We start from the raw sequence: 16,540 nt of genomic DNA, 5'->3' as shown, positions 1-16,540 counted from the left end.
GTCTCAAGCCAGAGGATCGATAGCGCTGACAACTCGAGCGACAATATCCGCCATTGTCACGTCATCCAATCGTTCGATAAATCTGGCTGTCCCCTCTTTTACGCGCTGTTCAATATCAAAGCTACGAACCTGATTACACACCGCTACACCATTGGTTTCGTGGCCCGTGATGTTCACGGCCAATCCTGAATTTCTGCTGAAATTGCCGCCGCTGGTGACGGGTACGGTCATGCTGACGCCCAATGCATTGATCTCCCGAGGCGTAATCACTACAAAACGGTGCCGGTTCATCATTTCTCGCCCAGCTACGGGATTCGGATCAATCCAGTAAACGTCTCCCCGCTGTGGGGGTTGCCGACGCACCATCAGCCCAACTCCCTGCCAACGGGATCACCTTCGCGAGCCTCAGCAGTCTGGACGTTCAGTTTCTTTAGCTCCTCGGCACCTTCAAGTAGCTCGGACAAGCTATATCGCCTACGCGCAGGAGGTACCGCTGGGCGAGCGATCAACTCACCGTCCACCACATTCAGTTCGAGTTGCGCCCCTACTTCCAGATGCAAAAGCTTCAGCAGCGTCGGCGGAATCGTGATGACGGCAGCGCCACCCTGACGGCGAATTTTGGATGTTACGGACATTATGTCGCTCCGATTCGATACATGCAGGTCATCGACCTCGAGATAAGTGCAACAAAAGTAGCACGCAGATACAGACAAAGCGATCTCCTCACGACAAGCGTTAAAAAGCTGAATTGGCCTTCAGGCTAGCCAGTGATGAGAAGTTGGGGCTCGAAAAAATGTGAGCAGGTGAGACATTGATAAACTGGCGTACCGCCTCCATAAGTCTCACAGACTGTCTAATCAAGAGACCATCATGACCGACCCACTGCTCATCCCCTGCCCCGCCTGCAACGGCCTCAACCGCATTCCCGCCGAGCGCCTCGCTGACCAGCCGAAGTGCGGTCGCTGCAAATCTGCGGTGCTGCTGGACAAACCCTTCGAACTCAAGCAAGGCGATTACGCCAGCCAGATCAAGGGTGATCTGCCGTTGTTGGTGGACGTATGGGCGGACTGGTGCGGGCCGTGCAAGTCGTTTGCACCGGTGTTCGAGCAGGCGGCTGCGCAGTTGGTCGGCAAGTGCCGGTTGGCCAAGCTTGATAGCGAGGCGAATCAGCAGCTGTCGGCGCAGTTGGGGATTCGCTCGATTCCGAGCCTGATTCTGTTCAAGAACGGCCGGGAAGTGGCACGGCAGAGTGGGGCGTTTCCGTTGCCACAGTTGATGGCGTGGCTGCGTAGTCAGGGTATCTGATACACCTAGAGACCCTGTGGGAGCTGGCTTGCCAGCGATGACACTGGATCAGGCACTTCAGATGCTGAATGTGCCGGCCTCATCGCGGGCAAGCCCGCTCCCACAGGTTTTGTGGGAGCTTCGAGAGATCACGCGTCTTCGAGCAGGTTGTGTAACTCGACAAACTGCTGGGTCAGCTTGTGCCGCGGATCGAGGTGGATCAGCGGGATGCTCGCCTGATGCGACTCGCGCATGCGCACTGAACTGGTCAGATACACCGGCAATACCGGCAAACCTTCGGCAATCAGTTCATCGAGAATCTGCTGCGGCAGGCTGGCGCGCGCCTGGAACTGGTTGACCACGATGCCTTCGACTTCCAGGCCTTCGTTGTGGTCTTCCTTCAATTCTGCGATTTCCGCCATCAACCCGTACAAGGCCTGACGCGAGAAGCTGTCGCAATCGAAGGGAATCAGCACGCGATCAGCCGCAATCAGCGCTGATACCGCATAAAAATTCAGCGCCGGCGGTGTATCGAGATAAATCCGGTCGTAATCTTCGGACAACTCATCGAGCAATTTACGCAGCTTGTTGATCTTGTGCTTCGCCTCAAGCTTCGGCTGAAGATCCGCCAGCTCGGCGGTAGCGGTGATGATGTGCAGGTTGTCGAACGGGGTTTCGTAGATATCCGCCTGATTCTTTTTCGAAAACGGCCCTGAAGACAGCGTTTGCTTGAAGAAATCAGCAATGCCCATCGGGATGTCGTTGCCGGTGAGCCCCGTCAGATACTGAGTGGAGTTGGCCTGAGCATCGAGATCGACCAACAGTGTGCGATAACCCTCACTGGCGCTGACCGCTGCCAGATTGCAGGCAATGCTGGATTTGCCCACGCCACCTTTCTGATTGAACACCACGCGCCGCATGACAAAACCTCCGTGTATCAAAGAATGACCGAGTGTAGATGCGCGCCGCCTTGCTTCGCTACCTTCACGGACATGGACTACAAGGTCAGGTGCAAATTTCAGCGTGCAGGACGAGTAAAAACCCTCATCAATCGCCGAGATAGCCGACAGACAAGCCTCTGACAATCTGGATAATGGCCAAGTGACAGTTTTATCGCGAACCATTCGGTACATTTCACTGCACAAAATGTAACCAGCATTTGCTACACACCCGTGTCACCGGGATAATGCGCGCCACCCGGCGCCAAGCGCCACGTCAAGCCTGCTGCGGCTTTGGCGACTCACGCCTCAACAAAAAGCCCGCAGGGGCGGGATGAATGCCCGTGATCAACTTCAACATCGCCCAATGGCGCGCGTGGGCCCCGGGGCTCGATAGCGTGGACGCATGGCAAGCCTGGAGCCGACAACCGGTCGTGCTTCAGAGCAGTGACGCCGCGCCCGATGTGTCGTTCTTGCCGGCCATGCAACGCCGCCGCCTCAGCCGACTGGCCAGAATGGCTTTCAGTGTTGGCTGGCCACTGGCCGACGGACGGGAGAACCTGCCTCTGGTGTTCGTCTCGCGACACGGCGAGACCCCGCGCACTTACGAGATCCTCAGTGACCTTGCCAAAGACGAACCGCTGTCGCCGACGCAATTCAGCCTGTCGGTACACAACGCGATCATCGGCCTGTGGTCGATCATGCGCGGCGAAACCAGCGAAATGACCGCCCTCGCCGCCGCTGGCGACGGTCTCGAACACGGCATGCTCGAAGCAGCCGCCCTTCTCAATGAGGGCGCCCCGGCAGTGCTGCTGGTGATTACCGAAGAACAGCCGCCCGCAGCCTATTCGGCGTGGATCGACGATGTGCCGTTTCCTTACGCGCTAGGTCTGTTGCTCACCCCCGGTACCGACTGGCGGCTGACCCTGAACAGCACCACAGAAGCACTGTCCAAAGCGCACTGGCCCCACGCGCTCAATTTGCTGCGCACCCTGCTCGGCCAGCAAACCCTTTGCCAACATGCCTGGAAAAATCGTGTATGGACCTGGCAACGCAACCCGTGACCGAGAAGAACCGCGACGCCTACTACTGGCGCCTGCTGGCCACCGCGGCAAGTTTCGCGCTGTTCGGGCTGGGCGGGCTGTGCCTGCGTGTGCTGGTTTTCCCGGTGCTCGGCTGTCTGCCCGGTGATGCGCTGAAGCACCGGCAGCGTGCGCGGCAGACCGTCAGTCGGTTGTTCTGGTTTTTTGTCCGATTCATGGCTCGCACCGGCGTATTGACCTACGACATTCAGGGCGCTGAACGCCTCGGTCGTCCCGGACAGATGATCATCGCCAATCATCCCTCGCTGATCGATGTGGTGTTCCTGATCGGTCTGGTACGCCAGGCCAACTGCGTGGTGAAGAAAAGCCTGTGGGAAAACCCCTTCACCCGTGGCCCGCTGCGCAGCACTGAATACATCAGTAACGACGGCAGCATGGACATGCTTGATGCCGCCGCCGAGTCCCTGCAAAACGGCCAGACCCTGATCATTTTTCCTGAAGGCACGCGTACTCAACCGGGCCAGGCACCGGCCTTTCATCGGGGGGCTGCGGCGATTGCCCTGCGGGGTGCGAAAATCCTTACGCCGGTGGTCATCAAGGTCAACCCGACCACTTTGACCAAAGCCGAGCCCTGGTATCGGATACCCAGCCGCCGCGTGCACTTCAGTTTTCGCATCGGGGCCGATATAGATCCACAGACATTCGCCGCACAAGGGCCGGCACCGCAGGCCTCGCGCAAGCTCAACGACTATTTGCATTCATACTTCATCAAGGAGCTCGCCGAAGATGAGCGATCTACACCGTGAGATTAAATTGCTGATCATCGACGCCCTCGGCCTCGAAGACATCAGCGTCGACGACATCGGCGACGATCAAACACTGTTCGGCGAAGGCCTGGGCCTGGATTCTGTCGACGCGCTGGAACTGGGTCTGGCGATCCAGAAAAAGTACGGCATCAAGATCGACGCCGACGCCAAAGACACCCGTAACCATTTCTCCAACGTGGCGAGCCTTGCGGCCTTCGTCATGGCAAAACAGGCAGCTTGAGACCGGACCATGCAAACTCGTGACGACATTTTCAACACCCTGCGTGACGCCCTGGTCGAGCTGTTCGAACTGGATCCCTCCCGTGTAAGCCTGGACTCCAACCTGTATCAGGATCTGGAGATCGACAGCATTGACGCAGTCGATCTGATCGACCACATCAAGCGCCAGACCGGCAAGAAGATCGCCGCCGAAGAATTCAAAACGGTGCGCACTGTCGGTGACGTGGTCGAGGCGGTCTACCGTCTGGTTCAACCGACCGCATGAGTCGATTGATCGGCCTCGGCCTGCTGCTGGCCGGTCTGCTGTATCCCTTTGCGGTGTATTTCGGCATGGAGCACTTTGCTACGTGGCAGTTCGGCCTGCTGCTGGGCAGCCTGTGGCTGGCGCGAGCACTGACCGGCGAACGCAAACCCGGCAGTCTGTGGATGGCCTGCGTGGCGATGATGTTTTGCCTGTTGCTGGCGCTGTTCGACAGCCCACGGTTGCTGCGCTGGTATCCGGTGCTGATCAGCGGCTTCATGCTGGTGCTGTTCAGCCTGAGCCTGAAATACGGCCCGCCGATGGTCGAACGCCTGGCGCGGCTGCGTGAACCGCAGTTGCCGGCCAACGCAATTGCCTACACGCGCAAGGTCACGGTGGCCTGGAGCATTTTTTTCTTCTGCAACGGTTTGTGCGCCGCGCTCCTGACCCTGTGGGCGCCGCTGAGTTGGTGGATGTTGTACACCGGCCTGATCTCCTACGGATTGATCGGCCTGATGTTTGCCATTGAATGGCTGATACGACAACGGGTAAGAGGCCCTACATGAATTGGATAAAACTTGAGCAACTGTTGCTCAAGGCGTTGCCGACGCGGGCAATCAGCCACGCCCCGGCATTGGATCACGCGCAGTTGTGCGAACAGGCATTGAGCGTGGCTGCCGGCCTGCAAGCCCGAGGCGTGCAGCGTTTGGCCGTACATCTGGAAGATGCCGCCGACCTGGCCATCGCCCTGCTCGGTGCCTGGCGCGCTGGCGTCAGCGTATTGCTGCCCTCGGACTTGCAAGCGCAAACCCGCCAGCGCTGGTCTGGCGAAGTGGATCTGTGGCTGACCGATCAAACCGGCGACAGTGGTTTAGCCGAGTTCCATCAGCCACCACTGCCCGGCGCCGAGCTGGATCTGGATCAGTGCCGCTTGAGCCTGTGCACTTCCGGCTCCAGCGGTGAACCGAAGCGTATCGACAAGACTCTGCGCCAACTGGCCAATGAAGTCGAAGCACTCGAGCAGCTGTGGGGCGCGGATCTCGCTGAGGCGTGCGTCATCGGCAGCGTCGCCACCCAACACATTTACGGCTTGCTGTTTCGCGTGTTGTGGCCGCTGTGCGCCGGGCGAACGTTCGTGCGCAAGCAACTGCCCTTCCCCGAGGATTTGCAGCGCGCCAGCCGCGAGCATCCGGCCTTCGCCTGGGTTGCCAGCCCGGCGCTGCTCAAGCGCATGGGCGACAACCTCGACTGGCCGGCCCTGAGCGCTGTGCGCAGAGTGTTTTCTTCGGGCGGCGCACTGCCGGCCGAAGCCACGCAGAGCTTGCATCAACGCCTGCAACAGTGGCCGACGGAAATCCTCGGCAGCTCGGAAACTGGCGGCATCGCCTGGCGTCAGGGCGAGCAACTGTGGCAGCCGTTCGCTGGTGTCGAATTGAGTCAGGACAACGACGGTGCACTGCTGATCGCCTCACCGTACCTGCCTGCCGGGCACGTTGAACACACCGCCGATGCAGCACGCATTGCCGCCGATGGCCGTTTCGAACTGCTGGGTCGACTGGACCGAATCGTCAAACTCGAAGAAAAACGCATTTCCTTGCCGATGCTTGAGCAAGCCTTGGTCGCCCACGACTGGGTTGCCGAAGCGCGCTTGGGCGTGGTTCAGGAAAATCGTGCATCCCTCGGCGCCTTGCTGGTGCTCAGCGAGTCCGGCCTGTTTGCTCTGCGCGAACACGGTCGACGTAGCCTGACCGAAGCCCTGCGCCAGCACTTGAAAGAGCACTGCGAAGCCCTGGCCCTGCCACGTCGCTGGCGATTGCTGCGACAAATGCCGCTCAACAGCCAGGGCAAACTGCCGCAGGCGGATATCGAGGCGCTGCTGCTCGGCCCTCGACCGAAAGCTCCCGAAGTGCTGGAGCAGACCGAAACAGACGGCGAATGGAGCCTGCAACTGAGCGTACCGCCAGATCTGGCGTACTTCAGCGGCCACTTCCCCAAAGCACCCGTGTTGCCTGGCGTGGTGCAGGTGGAATGGGCGCTGAACCTCGGTCGCCAACTGCTGAACCTGCGCGGTGCCTTCGCTGGCATGGAAGTGCTGAAATTCCAGCAACTGGTGCGCCCCGGCGATGAAATCCAGCTGCACCTGCGCTTCGATCCCGAGCGCGGCAAATTGTATTTTGCCTACCGCAATGACACGGCGACCTGCTCCAGTGGCCGGATTCTTTTGGGTGTAGAGCATGATTGACCTTGGTGAGTGCTGCGCACTCAATCGCGAGCAGGCTCACTCCTGCAGGGATCGCAGTTTTCCAGTGGAGAAGCGGTATGCATAACCCCTGCGCCGTGATCCCGGTCTACAACCACGAAACCGCGATCACCACCGTGGTCGATGCCCTGCTCGCCCAAGGTCTGCCGTGCCTGCTGGTGGACGACGCCAGCACGCAGTCCTGCGCGCGGGTGCTGGACGGGCTGGCCGAGCGCGACAACGTGCATCTGGTGCGGCTCACCATCAATCAAGGCAAGGGCGGCGCGGTGATGACCGGCCTGCGCGAAGCCTCGCGCCTGGGCTTCAGCCATGCGTTGCAGGTAGATGCCGACGGCCAGCACGATCTGCACGACGTTGCCCGCTTCGTTGAGGAATCCCGCGCACATCCGCAAGCATTGATCTGCGGTTATCCGCTGTTCGACGACAGCGTGCCCAAGGGCCGTTTGTACGCGCGCTACCTGACTCACGTGATGGTCTGGGTCAACACACTGTCATTGCAGATTCGCGATTCGATGTGCGGCTTTCGCGTCTATCCACTGGCACCGACGCTGGCGGTGATCGACTCGGCCAAGGTCGGCAAACGCATGGATTTCGACTCGGACATTCTGGTGCGTCTGGCGTGGCGCAATCAACCGATGCGCTGGCTGCAAACCAGCGTGCATTACCCGCTGGATGGCGTCTCGCACTTCCGGCTGTTCCATGACAACGCGCTGATTTCGAGCATGCACACGCGGCTGTTCTTCGGCATGTTGCTGCGCTTTCCGATAATCCTCTGGCGACGGTGGCGGACATGACCGTCGAGACCGATAAAAAGCACTGGGCCGACCGCGAGGAGCGCGGCAGTTTCCTGCTAATGAAATTCACCGCGCTCGCCGCCAAGGTACTTGGTCGCCGCCTGCTGAGCCCGTTGTTGTACGGCATCGTCCTGTACTTTTTCCTGTTCGGCCGCACGGCACGCAACAGCGCCTGGCAGTATCAGCAACGCCTGGCCGACTGGAGCCAACGCGAAGACTTGCGCCCAAGTCATTGGCGAGTATTCGGTCAGTTCATGGCGTTCGCCGATTCGCTACTCGACAAGCTCGACGTGTGGAACGGCAAGCTGCGCATCGAGCAAATCGAAATCATCGACCCGGCGCTGCTGCGCACTCAACTGCGCGGCAGTCGCGGGCAACTGCTGGTCGGCGCACACCTGGGCAATCTCGAAGTGTGCCGGGCGCTGGCGGAAATCGGCGAAAAGGTCACCATGAATGTGCTGGTGCACACCAAGCACGCCGAGCAATTCAACCGCTTGCTGGGTGAAGCCGGGGCGACCAATCTGCGCCTGATTCAGGTCAGCGAACTCGACCCGGTGATCATGCTGCAACTGCACGAACGCCTGGAGCGCGGCGAGTGGCTGGCGATTGCCGGCGACCGTGTGCCGCTGCACGGCGGGCGCAGCGTGACCGTGGATTTCCTCGGCCATCCGGCGCCATTCCCGCAAGGCCCTTGGTTGCTGGCCGGCCTACTCAAGTGCCCGGTCAATCTGCTGATGTGCCTCAAGCAACCCGACGGCCATTATCGCCTGACCCTCGAACCGTTCGCCGACGCCGTAGTGTGGAAGCGCAGCGAGCGCGAACAGGTCATTCATCAGTGGGCAACCCGCTACGCGCAGCGCCTGAGTCACTATTGCCTTGAAGCCCCGCAGCAATGGTTCAACTTTTACCCTTTCTGGAAGACCGATGACGACGCCAACTCATGAGCCGGTAACCTTCGGCGAACGCCCTTTGCGCATCGAAGACGTGCTGGCCCTGGCCAACCGTCAGGCGCCCGTGCAGTTGCAGAGCGACGCCGATTACCGCGAACGCATCGCCAAGGGCGCACGGTTTCTCGATTCGCTGCTGGACAAGGAAGGCGTGATCTACGGCGTGACCACCGGTTACGGTGATTCCTGCGTGGTCGCGGTGCCGCTGCATCACGTCGAGGCGCTGCCGCGTCATCTCTACACTTTCCACGGTTGCGGGTTGGGCAAACTGCTCGACGCCCAGGCCACTCGCGCAGTTCTGGCAGCGCGTTTGCAGTCGCTGTGCCACGGTGTGTCCGGGGTGCGGATTGAACTGCTCGAGCGGCTGCACGCTTTTCTCGAACACGACATCCTGCCGCTGATTCCCGAAGAAGGCTCGGTTGGCGCCAGCGGCGATCTGACGCCGCTGTCCTACGTTGCCGCAACCCTGTCTGGTGAGCGTGAAGTGATGTTCCGTGGCGAGCGCCGTCAAGCGGCCGACATCCATCGTGAACTCGGCTGGACGCCGTTGGTGCTGCGCCCCAAAGAAGCGCTGGCACTGATGAACGGCACTGCCGTGATGACCGGCCTCGCCTGCCTCGCCTACGCCCGCGCCGACTATCTATTGCAACTGGCCGCGCGGATCACCGCGCTGAACGTCGTGGCGCTGCAAGGCAATCCGGAGCATTTCGACGAACGCCTGTTCGCCGCCAAGCCGCATCCGGGGCAGATGCAAGTGGCCGCATGGCTGCGCAAGGATCTGGCAATCGACGCGCCGACCGCGCCGCTGCACCGTTTGCAGGATCGCTACTCGCTGCGCTGCGCCCCGCATGTCCTCGGCGTATTGGCCGACAGCCTGAACTGGCTGCGTTCGTTTATCGAGATCGAACTCAACAGCGCCAACGACAACCCGATCATCGACGCCGAAGCCGAGCGTGTGCTGCACGGCGGGCACTTCTACGGCGGGCACATCGCGTTCGCCATGGACAGCCTGAAAAACCTCGTGGCCAACGTCGCCGACCTGCTCGACCGTCAACTCGCGCTGCTGGTCGATGAACGTTACAACCACGGTTTGCCGAGCAATCTGTCCGGCGCCACGGCGGATCGGGCGATGCTCAACCACGGCTTCAAGGCTGTGCAGATCGGCACCAGCGCCTGGACCGCCGAAGCCTTGAAAAACACCATGCCAGCCAGTGTCTTCTCGCGCTCTACCGAGTGCCACAACCAGGACAAGGTGAGCATGGGCACCATCGCCGCCCGTGATGCGATCCGCGTGCTGGAGCTGACCGAACAGGTCGCCGCCGCCACACTCCTCGCCGCGAACCAGGGCGTGTGGCTGCGCGCTCAGGTCGAAGACGCCCGAGCGCTGCCGCCTGCGCTGGCCGCCATGCACGAAGAACTCGCCAAGGACTTCCCGCCGGTCATCGAAGACCGCGCACTGGAAGGCGAACTGCGCCTGTGCCTGCAACGCATCGCCGCGCAACACTGGAGGCTGCATGCGTAGCGCCGGAGTACTGCATGCCGATACGGAAATCCTCGTCCCGTTCTTCGACGTCGACACCATGCACGTGGTCTGGCACGGCCATTACGTCAAATACCTTGAAATAGCGCGCTGTGCGTTGCTCGACAAGATCGGCCACAACTACACGCACATGGTCGAGTCCGGTTACGCCTGGCCGATCATCGATCTGCAACTGCGCTACGTGCGTGGAGCGGTGTTCGGCCAGAAGTTGAACGTGCGCGCCAGCCTGGTCGAGTGGGAAAACCGTCTGAAGATCAACTATCTGATCACCGACCTGCAAAGCGGCGAACGCCTGACTCGCGCAAGCTCCGTGCAAGTGGCAGTCGAAGTGAGCAGCCGCGAGATGCAACTGGCGTCACCAAAAGTCTTCACTGATGCCGTGGAAAGGATGCTGCGATGAACCTGTTTTTTAGAAGCCTTGGCGCGCTGGCGCTGCTGGCCGTGTCGTCACTGGCCAACGCTTTCGACCTGCAACAACTCAGCCAGCAACTGGCGAAACCGGACGTGATCCACGGCCAGTTCATCCAGGAAAAACACCTGCGCGCGCTGCCCCAGCCGCTGATCAGCAAGGGCAGTTTCGTCCTCGCAAAAAACCATGGCCTGCTCTGGCTATTGAAAACCCCGCTGCAGCAGGATTACCGCATCAGCGCCAAAGGCATTGCCCGGCGTGACGGCAACGGCTGGCAGTTGCTTCCGAACAAGAGCGCCGGGGCCGAGCAGAACCGCTTGTTCCTCGCCGTGCTGCAAGGTGACAGCAGTGGCTTGCAACGGGATTTCGAGCTGGCGCTCAGTGGCGACGCGCAACAGTGGAAACTCACCCTGACTCCACGTTCGCTGCTGCTCAAGCAAGTGTTCAACCAGATCAACATCGACGGCGGCGAACTGGTGCAAACCATCGAGCTGCTGGAAACCCAGGGCGACAGCACCGTGCTGCGCATGCAGGACAGCAGCGCCGGCCAACCGTTGAGCGATGCGGAGCAACATGACTTTGCCGAGTGAACGCAAGCTGCCCTGGCTGTTCCTGATTCTGCTGCTGGCGGTTGTCGCGCTGGCCGGCTGGCAGTGGCGCGACGGTGCGCCGTTGTCCGCCAACCTGATGGAACTGGTGCCGGGCACCGATCCGGACGCCCTCGAACTGCGCGCCGAACAACGCATGCAGGAACCGCTCAACCGCGAAATGCTGGTGCTGGTCGGCCACACTGATCGCCAGCAAGCAGTGGCCATGGCGCAGACGCTGGGCGAACAATGGCAAGCCAGCGGCCTGTTCGAAAAAGTGCAGTGGAACCTGCAAGCGGACTTGCCGGCCCTGCGCACGCAATTGCTGCAAGGGCGACTGGCGATGCTCTCGGCGGACGACCGGCAATTGCTGAGCGAACATCCCGACGCCTTCATTCAGCAACGGGTACAGGCACTGTTCGACCCGTTCAGCGGTTTCAGTCTGGTGCCGAGCCAGGAAGACTGGCTGGGCCTGACCACGCGCATTCAGAACAGCCAGCCGCAACACGGTGCGGTGCAACTGGACATCGGCAGCGGTGCATTGGTCGCCGATGCCGACGGCAAGAGCTGGGTGCTGTTGCGCGCACGCACCACCGGCAATGCATTCGACATGAACCTGCCGCTGCAAGTGGCCGAACTGCTCCAGCGCGGTCGTGATCAGGCAGCGAAATCCGACGTGCAGCTTCTGGCCGCCAGCGGTCTGCTGTACGCCGCCAGCGGTCAGCAACAGGCCACTCGCGAGATGACCTGGGTGGGCGGCGGCGCCACAGTCGGGATTCTGCTGTTATTGCTGCTGGCGTTCCGGCGCTGGCGCGTGTTGCTGGCGTTTGTGCCGGTGCTGGTCGGTATGTTATTCGGTGCCGTGGCGTGTGTGGCGCTGTTCGGCCATATGCACGTGATGACCTTGGTGCTCGGTTCCAGCCTGATCGGCGTGGCGGTGGATTACCCGCTGCACTATCTGTCGAAGAGCTGGAGCCTGAAACCGTGGCGCAGTTGGCCAGCCTTGCGCCTGACCCTGCCCGGGCTGACGCTGAGTCTGATCACCAGTGCCATCGGTTATCTGGCGCTGGCGTGGACGCCCTTCCCGGCGCTGACGCAAATCGCCGTGTTCTCCGCTGCCGGGTTGCTCGGCGCCTATCTGTCGGCGGTGTGTCTGCTGCCGGCGCTGTTGAAGAATGTCGAACTGCGCCCGGCGCAGTGGCCACTGCATCTGGCCCAACGGCTGGTGACCCTGCGGGAAAAATTGCTCGAATACGTGCGCACGCCGGTGTTGCTGGCGCTGTTGATCGCCTTCTGTGTGGGCGGTCTCGTGCAACTGCAAAGCAAAAACGACATCCGCCAATGGGTCGGCGCGCCGCAGCAACTGACCGACGAAGCGCAGACCATCGCGCGCATTACCGGGTATCAGCCGACCAGCCAGTTCTTCCTGGTGCGCGCAGCCAATCAGCAAGAACTGCTGGAACGCCAAGCGGCACTGAGCGAACGTTTGCAGCAACTGGTCAACCTCGACAAGCTGCAAGGGTATCTGGCGCTTGATCAACTGGTCAGCCCACCGAGTCAGCAACAGCAAGTGCGCGAAGCGCTGAACAAACTTCCACAGTTCTGGCAGCCACTGCTCGATCTCGGCGTGCCAGTGACGGCCCTGCAAACCGAGTTGCAGCAGTTGCAAACATTACCTCTTGAGGACATCGACGCCGCGCTGGCCGGTCCGCTCGGCGAGCCCTACCGCACACTGTGGCTCGGCCCGACCGAAGAGGGCGTGGCGGCGATCACCAGTCTGCAAGGCCTGAACAATCCTTCGCTGCTGCGGGTGCAGGCGCTGGATCTGCCGGGGGTAGTGCTGGTGGATCGCCTCGGTGAATTGAACAGTGTTTTCGCCGCCACGCAGATCAGCGCGGCGGAACTGAAACTCGCTTCCTGCGTGTTGATCGTGCTGGTGTTGATCCTGCCGTTTGGTCTCGGCGGCGCCGTGCGCATCGTCACGCTGCCGTTGCTGGCAGCGCTGTGCAGCCTGGCCAGCCTCGGTTGGCTCGGACAGCCGCTGACACTGTTCAGCCTGTTCGGCCTGCTGCTGGTGACAGCGATCAGCGTCGATTACGCGATTCTCATGCGTGAGCAAGTCGGCGGTGCGGCAGTCAGCCTGCTGGGCACGTTGCTGGCGGCCGTGACGACGTGGCTGTCATTCGGTTTGCTGGCAGTGTCGAGCACGCCGGCAGTGAGCAATTTCGGTTTGTCGGTCAGCCTTGGTCTGGCCTTCAGCTTCATGCTTGCACCGTGGGCCGGTCGTCACCCTCACACCGCAACAGTCGCGGAGCCGGCAGCATGATGATCGTCGGATTCTGGCTGCTGGCCATGGCCTTGTTCTTTGTCGCGACCCGCGTCGGTCGCCACTTTGGCCTGATCCCGATTGTCAGCCAGCTGCTGTTGGCGAGTTTCGGTTTGCCGCTGCTGATGTATTTCTGGATCGAACCGGGCTGGCAGCTCAGCGGCGCCGAACTGATTGCGCCGACGTGGCTGAAAGACCTCTACAGCCTGAGTTTTGCACTGTTGCTCGGGCACATCCTCAGCGATGTGATCGACCTGCGTCTGGACCGCCAGAGCGTGAAAATTGCCGTACCGAGTTTCGCCGTACCCTTCGCCTGTGGTCTCGCGACCGCCTATTGGCTGCTGCCGGCGCAACCGTGGCTCAACTCATTGGCCATCGGTCTGGTGTTCGCCATCACCGCCATTCCGGTGCTGTATCTGTATCTGCGCCACATCGATTACCCGCCCGCCGCCACGCGGCGGCTGGTGCAAACCGCGATCCTGATCGACCTGACTTGCTGGACTCTGTTCGGCCTCGCCCAAGGCAGTTTGCACCTGAGCAGTCTGTTGCTGCCGCTGGGGTTGGCGTGCGTTCCCTTGCTGCTGCGTCTGTTCGGTGTGCAGCGGCCGCTGACTTACAGCCTTGGATTCTTCGCGTTATTGGTGCTGGCCGAGCACTACAAACTCAATGCGCTGATTTTCGGCATCGGTTACCTGTTGTGCATGGCCACGCTAAAAATACCGCTGGTGCTGCCGTTGCCGGCGCGCTGGATGAGCCGTTTGCAGACGTGGATCGCGATCCCGTTGATCCTCACGTTCGGCATTGTGCAAATCGACGTCCACAGCGCCCTCGCCAGCCTTGGCGCGCTGCAATGGGCAGCGCTGCTGCTGGTGCCGATTGCCAGTAAACTGCTCGGCAACTGGCTTGGCCTCGGCTGGGCGGGTGCCTCGTTCGAGGGCGCCAGTCGCTGGCGTGAAAGCGTGCTGCTGAACATTCGTGGCCTGAGCGAAATCGTCTTTCTCAACCTGTTATTGCAACAACAACTCATCACGCCGGCGCTGTACTTCGCGCTGATGCTGATGGGCCTGATCGCGACGTTGCTGCCAGCCCTGATCGGCCTGCATCGCGCCCCCCTGAATTTGAACCACCCTTTGCCCCGGAGCTCACGTGCCAATCGTTGAAATGGAATCCCGTCAGGTCGTGATCATCGGCGCAGGTCCCTCAGGCGCCATCGCCGCCGCCCTGCTCAAGCGCAAGGGCCACGACGTGCTGGTGATCGAGCGTCAGCACTTCCCAAGGTTTTCCATCGGCGAAAGCCTGCTCAGCCATTGCCTGGATTTCGTCGAAGAAGCCGGCATGCTCGACGCCGTCAACGCCGCCGGATTCCAGCGCAAGACCGGCGCTGCGTTTGCCTGGGGCGAGCGCTACAGCGCGTTTGATTTTGGCGACACCTTCACCAACGGCAAGCCGACCACGTTCCAGGTGCAGCGTGCCGATTTCGACAAACTGCTGGCCGATCAAGCCGCGCTGCAAGGCGCCGAGATTCGCTATGGCGATGCCATCGTCAGCGTCGATTTCGACCGGGCAAAACCGCAGCTGGATGTGCGCCGCGAAGACGGCAGCGAATACCGCGTCGAAGCGGATTTCGTGCTCGATGCCAGCGGTTACGGTCGCGTGCTTTCACGCTTGCTGGATCTGGAGGCGCCGTCGAATTTCCCGGTGCGTCAGGCAGTGTTCACTCACGTCGAAGATCACATCGACAACCCGGCGTTCGACCGCGAAAAAATCCTCGTCACCACGCACCCGCAGCATCGCGATATCTGGTTCTGGACCATCCCGTTCAGCAACGGTCGCTGCTCGGTGGGCGTGGTCGCCGCTGCCGAACACTTCGAAGGTCGCGATACCGATCTTGACGCCTGTCTGCGCGGTTTCATCGCTGAAACGCCAAGTCTGGCCGGCGTGCTCAACAACGCCGTGTGGGATACCCCGGCGCGCACCCTCGGCGGTTACGCAGCCAACGTCAAAACCCTGCACGGTCCGGGCTTTGCGTTACTCGGCAACGCGGCGGAATTTCTCGATCCGGTGTTCTCCTCCGGCGTAACCATCGCCATGCGTTCGGCGAGCATGGCCGCGGCTGTGCTGCATCGTCAGTTGCAGGGCGAAACGGTCGATTGGCAAAGCGAGTTTGCCCAGCCGCTGAAGCGCGGCGTCGACACCTTCCGCTGCTATGTCGAGGGCTGGTATGCCGGGACCTTCCAGGACGTGATTTTCTATGAAGACAGTCAGGCAGACATTCGCCGGATGATCTGCTCGATCCTCGCCGGTTATGCCTGGGATGAACGCAACCCGTTCGTCAGCGAAGCTCGGCGCCGGTTGAAGATGATTTCCGAACTTTGTGCAAAGGACGCCCCATGAATTACCTGAGCGACAGCTACGTCGAGGAAACCCGCTTCGGTTTCTGGTTCCTGCGCAGCCACACCTGGCAGCATCACGTGTTGCGCGTGGCAATCAACGATCTGCGTGGTTTGTTCAGCGAAGCACTGCCGGCAAACCCGGTGCTGCTCGATGCCGGTTGCGGACAGGGCAAGTCGTTCGGCCATTTGCGCCAGACCTTTGCACCACAGCGTTTGATCGGCATCGATGCCGATCCGCACAGCCTTGAATTGAGCGCCGCAGAAGCGGCGCGTCAGGGACTAGAAGTCGAGCTGATCGGCAGCGATTGCGCAACGCTCAACGTGCCGGACGCCAGTGTCGATCTGCTGTTCTGCCACCAGACCTTTCATCATCTGGTCGAGCAGGAAAAGGCCTTGGCCGAGTTTTATCGGGTGCTCAAGCCTGGCGGTTATCTGCTGTTTGCCGAATCGACCGAGGCTTACATCGATACCTGGGTGATTCGCTGGCTTTTCCGCCATCCAATGCACGTGCAGAAAAGCGCCGCGCAGTATCTGGGGATGATTCGCGAGCAGGGTTTCGAGTTTTCCGAGCGCAATGTTTCGTACCCGTATTTGTGGTGGAGCCGCTCGAAGGATTTCGGCTTGCTGGAGCGCTTTGGATTGCGCAAGCCCAAACCATTCGGGCAGCGGGAAGAGACGCTGGTGAACGTGGTTGCGCGCAAACCACTTGCGGGTGCCTTGTGATGCGACACA

19 protein-coding genes are annotated in these 16,540 nt (G+C 61.0%); 16 read left to right on the top strand and 3 right to left on the bottom strand.

Features of this window, described 5'->3' with window-relative positions; all coding sequences use genetic code 11:
* Window positions 1–3: 3 nt before the first annotated feature.
* Window positions 4–366: a type II toxin-antitoxin system toxin MazF gene (gene mazF / locus ACA061_RS02115; protein ID WP_497300477.1), complete on the bottom strand. Its 363-nt coding sequence runs from the start codon at window positions 364–366 to the stop codon at window positions 4–6.
* Window positions 366–635: a type II toxin-antitoxin system antitoxin MazE gene (gene mazE / locus ACA061_RS02110; RefSeq protein ID WP_150617515.1), complete on the bottom strand. Its 270-nt coding sequence runs from the start codon at window positions 633–635 to the stop codon at window positions 366–368. Before mazE ends, mazF begins: the two co-directional genes overlap by 1 nt.
* 235 nt (window positions 636–870) lie before the next feature.
* Here mazE and trxC point away from each other — a divergent pair, with 235 nt between their 5' ends.
* Window positions 871–1,305, top strand: coding sequence for a thioredoxin TrxC (gene trxC / locus ACA061_RS02105; RefSeq protein WP_497300476.1), 435 nt, complete (start codon window positions 871–873; stop codon window positions 1,303–1,305).
* A gap of 128 nt (window positions 1,306–1,433) precedes the next feature.
* On the opposite strand, the gene ACA061_RS02100 is transcribed toward trxC, so the two are convergent.
* Window positions 1,434–2,204, bottom strand: coding sequence for a ParA family protein (locus ACA061_RS02100; RefSeq protein ID WP_150604870.1), 771 nt, complete (start codon window positions 2,202–2,204; stop codon window positions 1,434–1,436).
* Between the two features lie 356 nt (window positions 2,205–2,560).
* Here ACA061_RS02100 and ACA061_RS02095 point away from each other — a divergent pair, with 356 nt between their 5' ends.
* From ACA061_RS02095 to ACA061_RS02025, 15 genes are all read left to right on the top strand, one after another.
* Window positions 2,561–3,286, top strand: coding sequence for a beta-ketoacyl synthase chain length factor (locus tag ACA061_RS02095; RefSeq protein WP_150604869.1), 726 nt, complete (start codon window positions 2,561–2,563; stop codon window positions 3,284–3,286).
* Complete coding sequence (locus tag ACA061_RS02090) at window positions 3,262–4,071, top strand: lysophospholipid acyltransferase family protein (RefSeq protein WP_150617513.1); 810 nt, start codon at window positions 3,262–3,264, stop codon at window positions 4,069–4,071. The genes ACA061_RS02095 and ACA061_RS02090 overlap by 25 nt, the downstream gene beginning before the upstream one ends.
* Window positions 4,052–4,312 carry a phosphopantetheine-binding protein gene (locus tag ACA061_RS02085; RefSeq protein ID WP_047299425.1) on the top strand — a complete coding sequence of 87 codons (261 nt, stop codon included), beginning with the start codon at window positions 4,052–4,054 and terminating at the stop codon, window positions 4,310–4,312. The genes ACA061_RS02090 and ACA061_RS02085 overlap by 20 nt, the downstream gene beginning before the upstream one ends.
* A 9-nt stretch (window positions 4,313–4,321) precedes the next feature.
* Window positions 4,322–4,576: an acyl carrier protein gene (locus tag ACA061_RS02080; RefSeq protein ID WP_150604867.1), complete on the top strand. Its 255-nt coding sequence runs from the start codon at window positions 4,322–4,324 to the stop codon at window positions 4,574–4,576.
* Window positions 4,573–5,118, top strand: a complete 546-nt coding sequence (locus tag ACA061_RS02075) for a COG4648 family protein (protein WP_497300475.1) — start codon at window positions 4,573–4,575, stop codon at window positions 5,116–5,118. The genes ACA061_RS02080 and ACA061_RS02075 overlap by 4 nt, the downstream gene beginning before the upstream one ends.
* Window positions 5,115–6,794: an ApeI family dehydratase gene (locus ACA061_RS02070; RefSeq protein WP_497300474.1), complete on the top strand. Its 1,680-nt coding sequence runs from the start codon at window positions 5,115–5,117 to the stop codon at window positions 6,792–6,794. Before ACA061_RS02075 ends, ACA061_RS02070 begins: the two co-directional genes overlap by 4 nt.
* A 77-nt stretch (window positions 6,795–6,871) precedes the next feature.
* Complete coding sequence (locus ACA061_RS02065; protein WP_497300473.1) at window positions 6,872–7,606, top strand: glycosyltransferase family 2 protein; 735 nt, start codon at window positions 6,872–6,874, stop codon at window positions 7,604–7,606.
* Window positions 7,603–8,550, top strand: coding sequence for a lysophospholipid acyltransferase family protein (locus ACA061_RS02060; protein WP_210701198.1), 948 nt, complete (start codon window positions 7,603–7,605; stop codon window positions 8,548–8,550). The genes ACA061_RS02065 and ACA061_RS02060 overlap by 4 nt, the downstream gene beginning before the upstream one ends.
* Window positions 8,531–10,075: an HAL/PAL/TAL family ammonia-lyase gene (locus ACA061_RS02055; RefSeq protein ID WP_497300472.1), complete on the top strand. Its 1,545-nt coding sequence runs from the start codon at window positions 8,531–8,533 to the stop codon at window positions 10,073–10,075. The genes ACA061_RS02060 and ACA061_RS02055 overlap by 20 nt, the downstream gene beginning before the upstream one ends.
* Complete coding sequence (locus ACA061_RS02050; RefSeq protein ID WP_210554305.1) at window positions 10,068–10,493, top strand: acyl-CoA thioesterase; 426 nt, start codon at window positions 10,068–10,070, stop codon at window positions 10,491–10,493. The genes ACA061_RS02055 and ACA061_RS02050 overlap by 8 nt, the downstream gene beginning before the upstream one ends.
* Window positions 10,490–11,092, top strand: a complete 603-nt coding sequence (locus ACA061_RS02045; protein ID WP_150617507.1) for an outer membrane lipoprotein carrier protein LolA — start codon at window positions 10,490–10,492, stop codon at window positions 11,090–11,092. Before ACA061_RS02050 ends, ACA061_RS02045 begins: the two co-directional genes overlap by 4 nt.
* A complete protein-coding gene (locus ACA061_RS02040) occupies window positions 11,076–13,415 on the top strand; it encodes an MMPL family transporter (protein WP_497300471.1) in 2,340 nt (779 codons plus the stop codon). Before ACA061_RS02045 ends, ACA061_RS02040 begins: the two co-directional genes overlap by 17 nt.
* A complete protein-coding gene (locus ACA061_RS02035; protein WP_497300470.1) occupies window positions 13,412–14,575 on the top strand; it encodes a cation:proton antiporter in 1,164 nt (387 codons plus the stop codon). Before ACA061_RS02040 ends, ACA061_RS02035 begins: the two co-directional genes overlap by 4 nt.
* Window positions 14,562–15,809 (top strand): NAD(P)/FAD-dependent oxidoreductase, encoded by a 1,248-nt coding sequence (locus ACA061_RS02030; protein WP_150604857.1) that lies wholly within the window; start codon window positions 14,562–14,564, stop codon window positions 15,807–15,809. Before ACA061_RS02035 ends, ACA061_RS02030 begins: the two co-directional genes overlap by 14 nt.
* Entirely contained in the window at window positions 15,806–16,531 is a 726-nt protein-coding gene (locus tag ACA061_RS02025; RefSeq protein ID WP_497300469.1) for a class I SAM-dependent methyltransferase, read from the top strand. Before ACA061_RS02030 ends, ACA061_RS02025 begins: the two co-directional genes overlap by 4 nt.
* Window positions 16,532–16,540: the final 9 nt, after the last annotated feature.

This window comes from Pseudomonas sp. LBUM1668 (assembly GCF_059695715.1).
The sequence above is the reverse complement of the archived record's forward strand: the minus strand, read 5'-3'. Positions and strand labels throughout refer to the sequence as shown.

Excerpts from the sequence above, each read along its gene's own strand:
- mazF (WP_497300477.1), bottom strand. The coding sequence starts at position 366 with ATGGTGCGTCGGCAACCCCCACAGCGGGGAGACGTTTACTGGATTGAT.
- mazE (WP_150617515.1), bottom strand. The coding sequence starts at position 635 with ATGTCCGTAACATCCAAAATTCGCCGTCAGGGTGGCGCTGCCGTCATC.
- trxC (WP_497300476.1), top strand. The coding sequence starts at position 871 with ATGACCGACCCACTGCTCATCCCCTGCCCCGCCTGCAACGGCCTCAAC.
- ACA061_RS02100 (WP_150604870.1), bottom strand. The coding sequence starts at position 2,204 with ATGCGGCGCGTGGTGTTCAATCAGAAAGGTGGCGTGGGCAAATCCAGC.
- ACA061_RS02095 (WP_150604869.1), top strand. The coding sequence starts at position 2,561 with ATGCCCGTGATCAACTTCAACATCGCCCAATGGCGCGCGTGGGCCCCG.
- ACA061_RS02090 (WP_150617513.1), top strand. The coding sequence starts at position 3,262 with ATGGACCTGGCAACGCAACCCGTGACCGAGAAGAACCGCGACGCCTAC.
- ACA061_RS02085 (WP_047299425.1), top strand. The coding sequence starts at position 4,052 with ATGAGCGATCTACACCGTGAGATTAAATTGCTGATCATCGACGCCCTC.
- ACA061_RS02080 (WP_150604867.1), top strand. The coding sequence starts at position 4,322 with ATGCAAACTCGTGACGACATTTTCAACACCCTGCGTGACGCCCTGGTC.
- ACA061_RS02075 (WP_497300475.1), top strand. The coding sequence starts at position 4,573 with ATGAGTCGATTGATCGGCCTCGGCCTGCTGCTGGCCGGTCTGCTGTAT.
- ACA061_RS02070 (WP_497300474.1), top strand. The coding sequence starts at position 5,115 with ATGAATTGGATAAAACTTGAGCAACTGTTGCTCAAGGCGTTGCCGACG.
- ACA061_RS02065 (WP_497300473.1), top strand. The coding sequence starts at position 6,872 with ATGCATAACCCCTGCGCCGTGATCCCGGTCTACAACCACGAAACCGCG.
- ACA061_RS02060 (WP_210701198.1), top strand. The coding sequence starts at position 7,603 with ATGACCGTCGAGACCGATAAAAAGCACTGGGCCGACCGCGAGGAGCGC.
- ACA061_RS02055 (WP_497300472.1), top strand. The coding sequence starts at position 8,531 with ATGACGACGCCAACTCATGAGCCGGTAACCTTCGGCGAACGCCCTTTG.
- ACA061_RS02050 (WP_210554305.1), top strand. The coding sequence starts at position 10,068 with ATGCGTAGCGCCGGAGTACTGCATGCCGATACGGAAATCCTCGTCCCG.
- ACA061_RS02045 (WP_150617507.1), top strand. The coding sequence starts at position 10,490 with ATGAACCTGTTTTTTAGAAGCCTTGGCGCGCTGGCGCTGCTGGCCGTG.
- ACA061_RS02040 (WP_497300471.1), top strand. The coding sequence starts at position 11,076 with ATGACTTTGCCGAGTGAACGCAAGCTGCCCTGGCTGTTCCTGATTCTG.
- ACA061_RS02035 (WP_497300470.1), top strand. The coding sequence starts at position 13,412 with ATGATGATCGTCGGATTCTGGCTGCTGGCCATGGCCTTGTTCTTTGTC.
- ACA061_RS02025 (WP_497300469.1), top strand. The coding sequence starts at position 15,806 with ATGAATTACCTGAGCGACAGCTACGTCGAGGAAACCCGCTTCGGTTTC.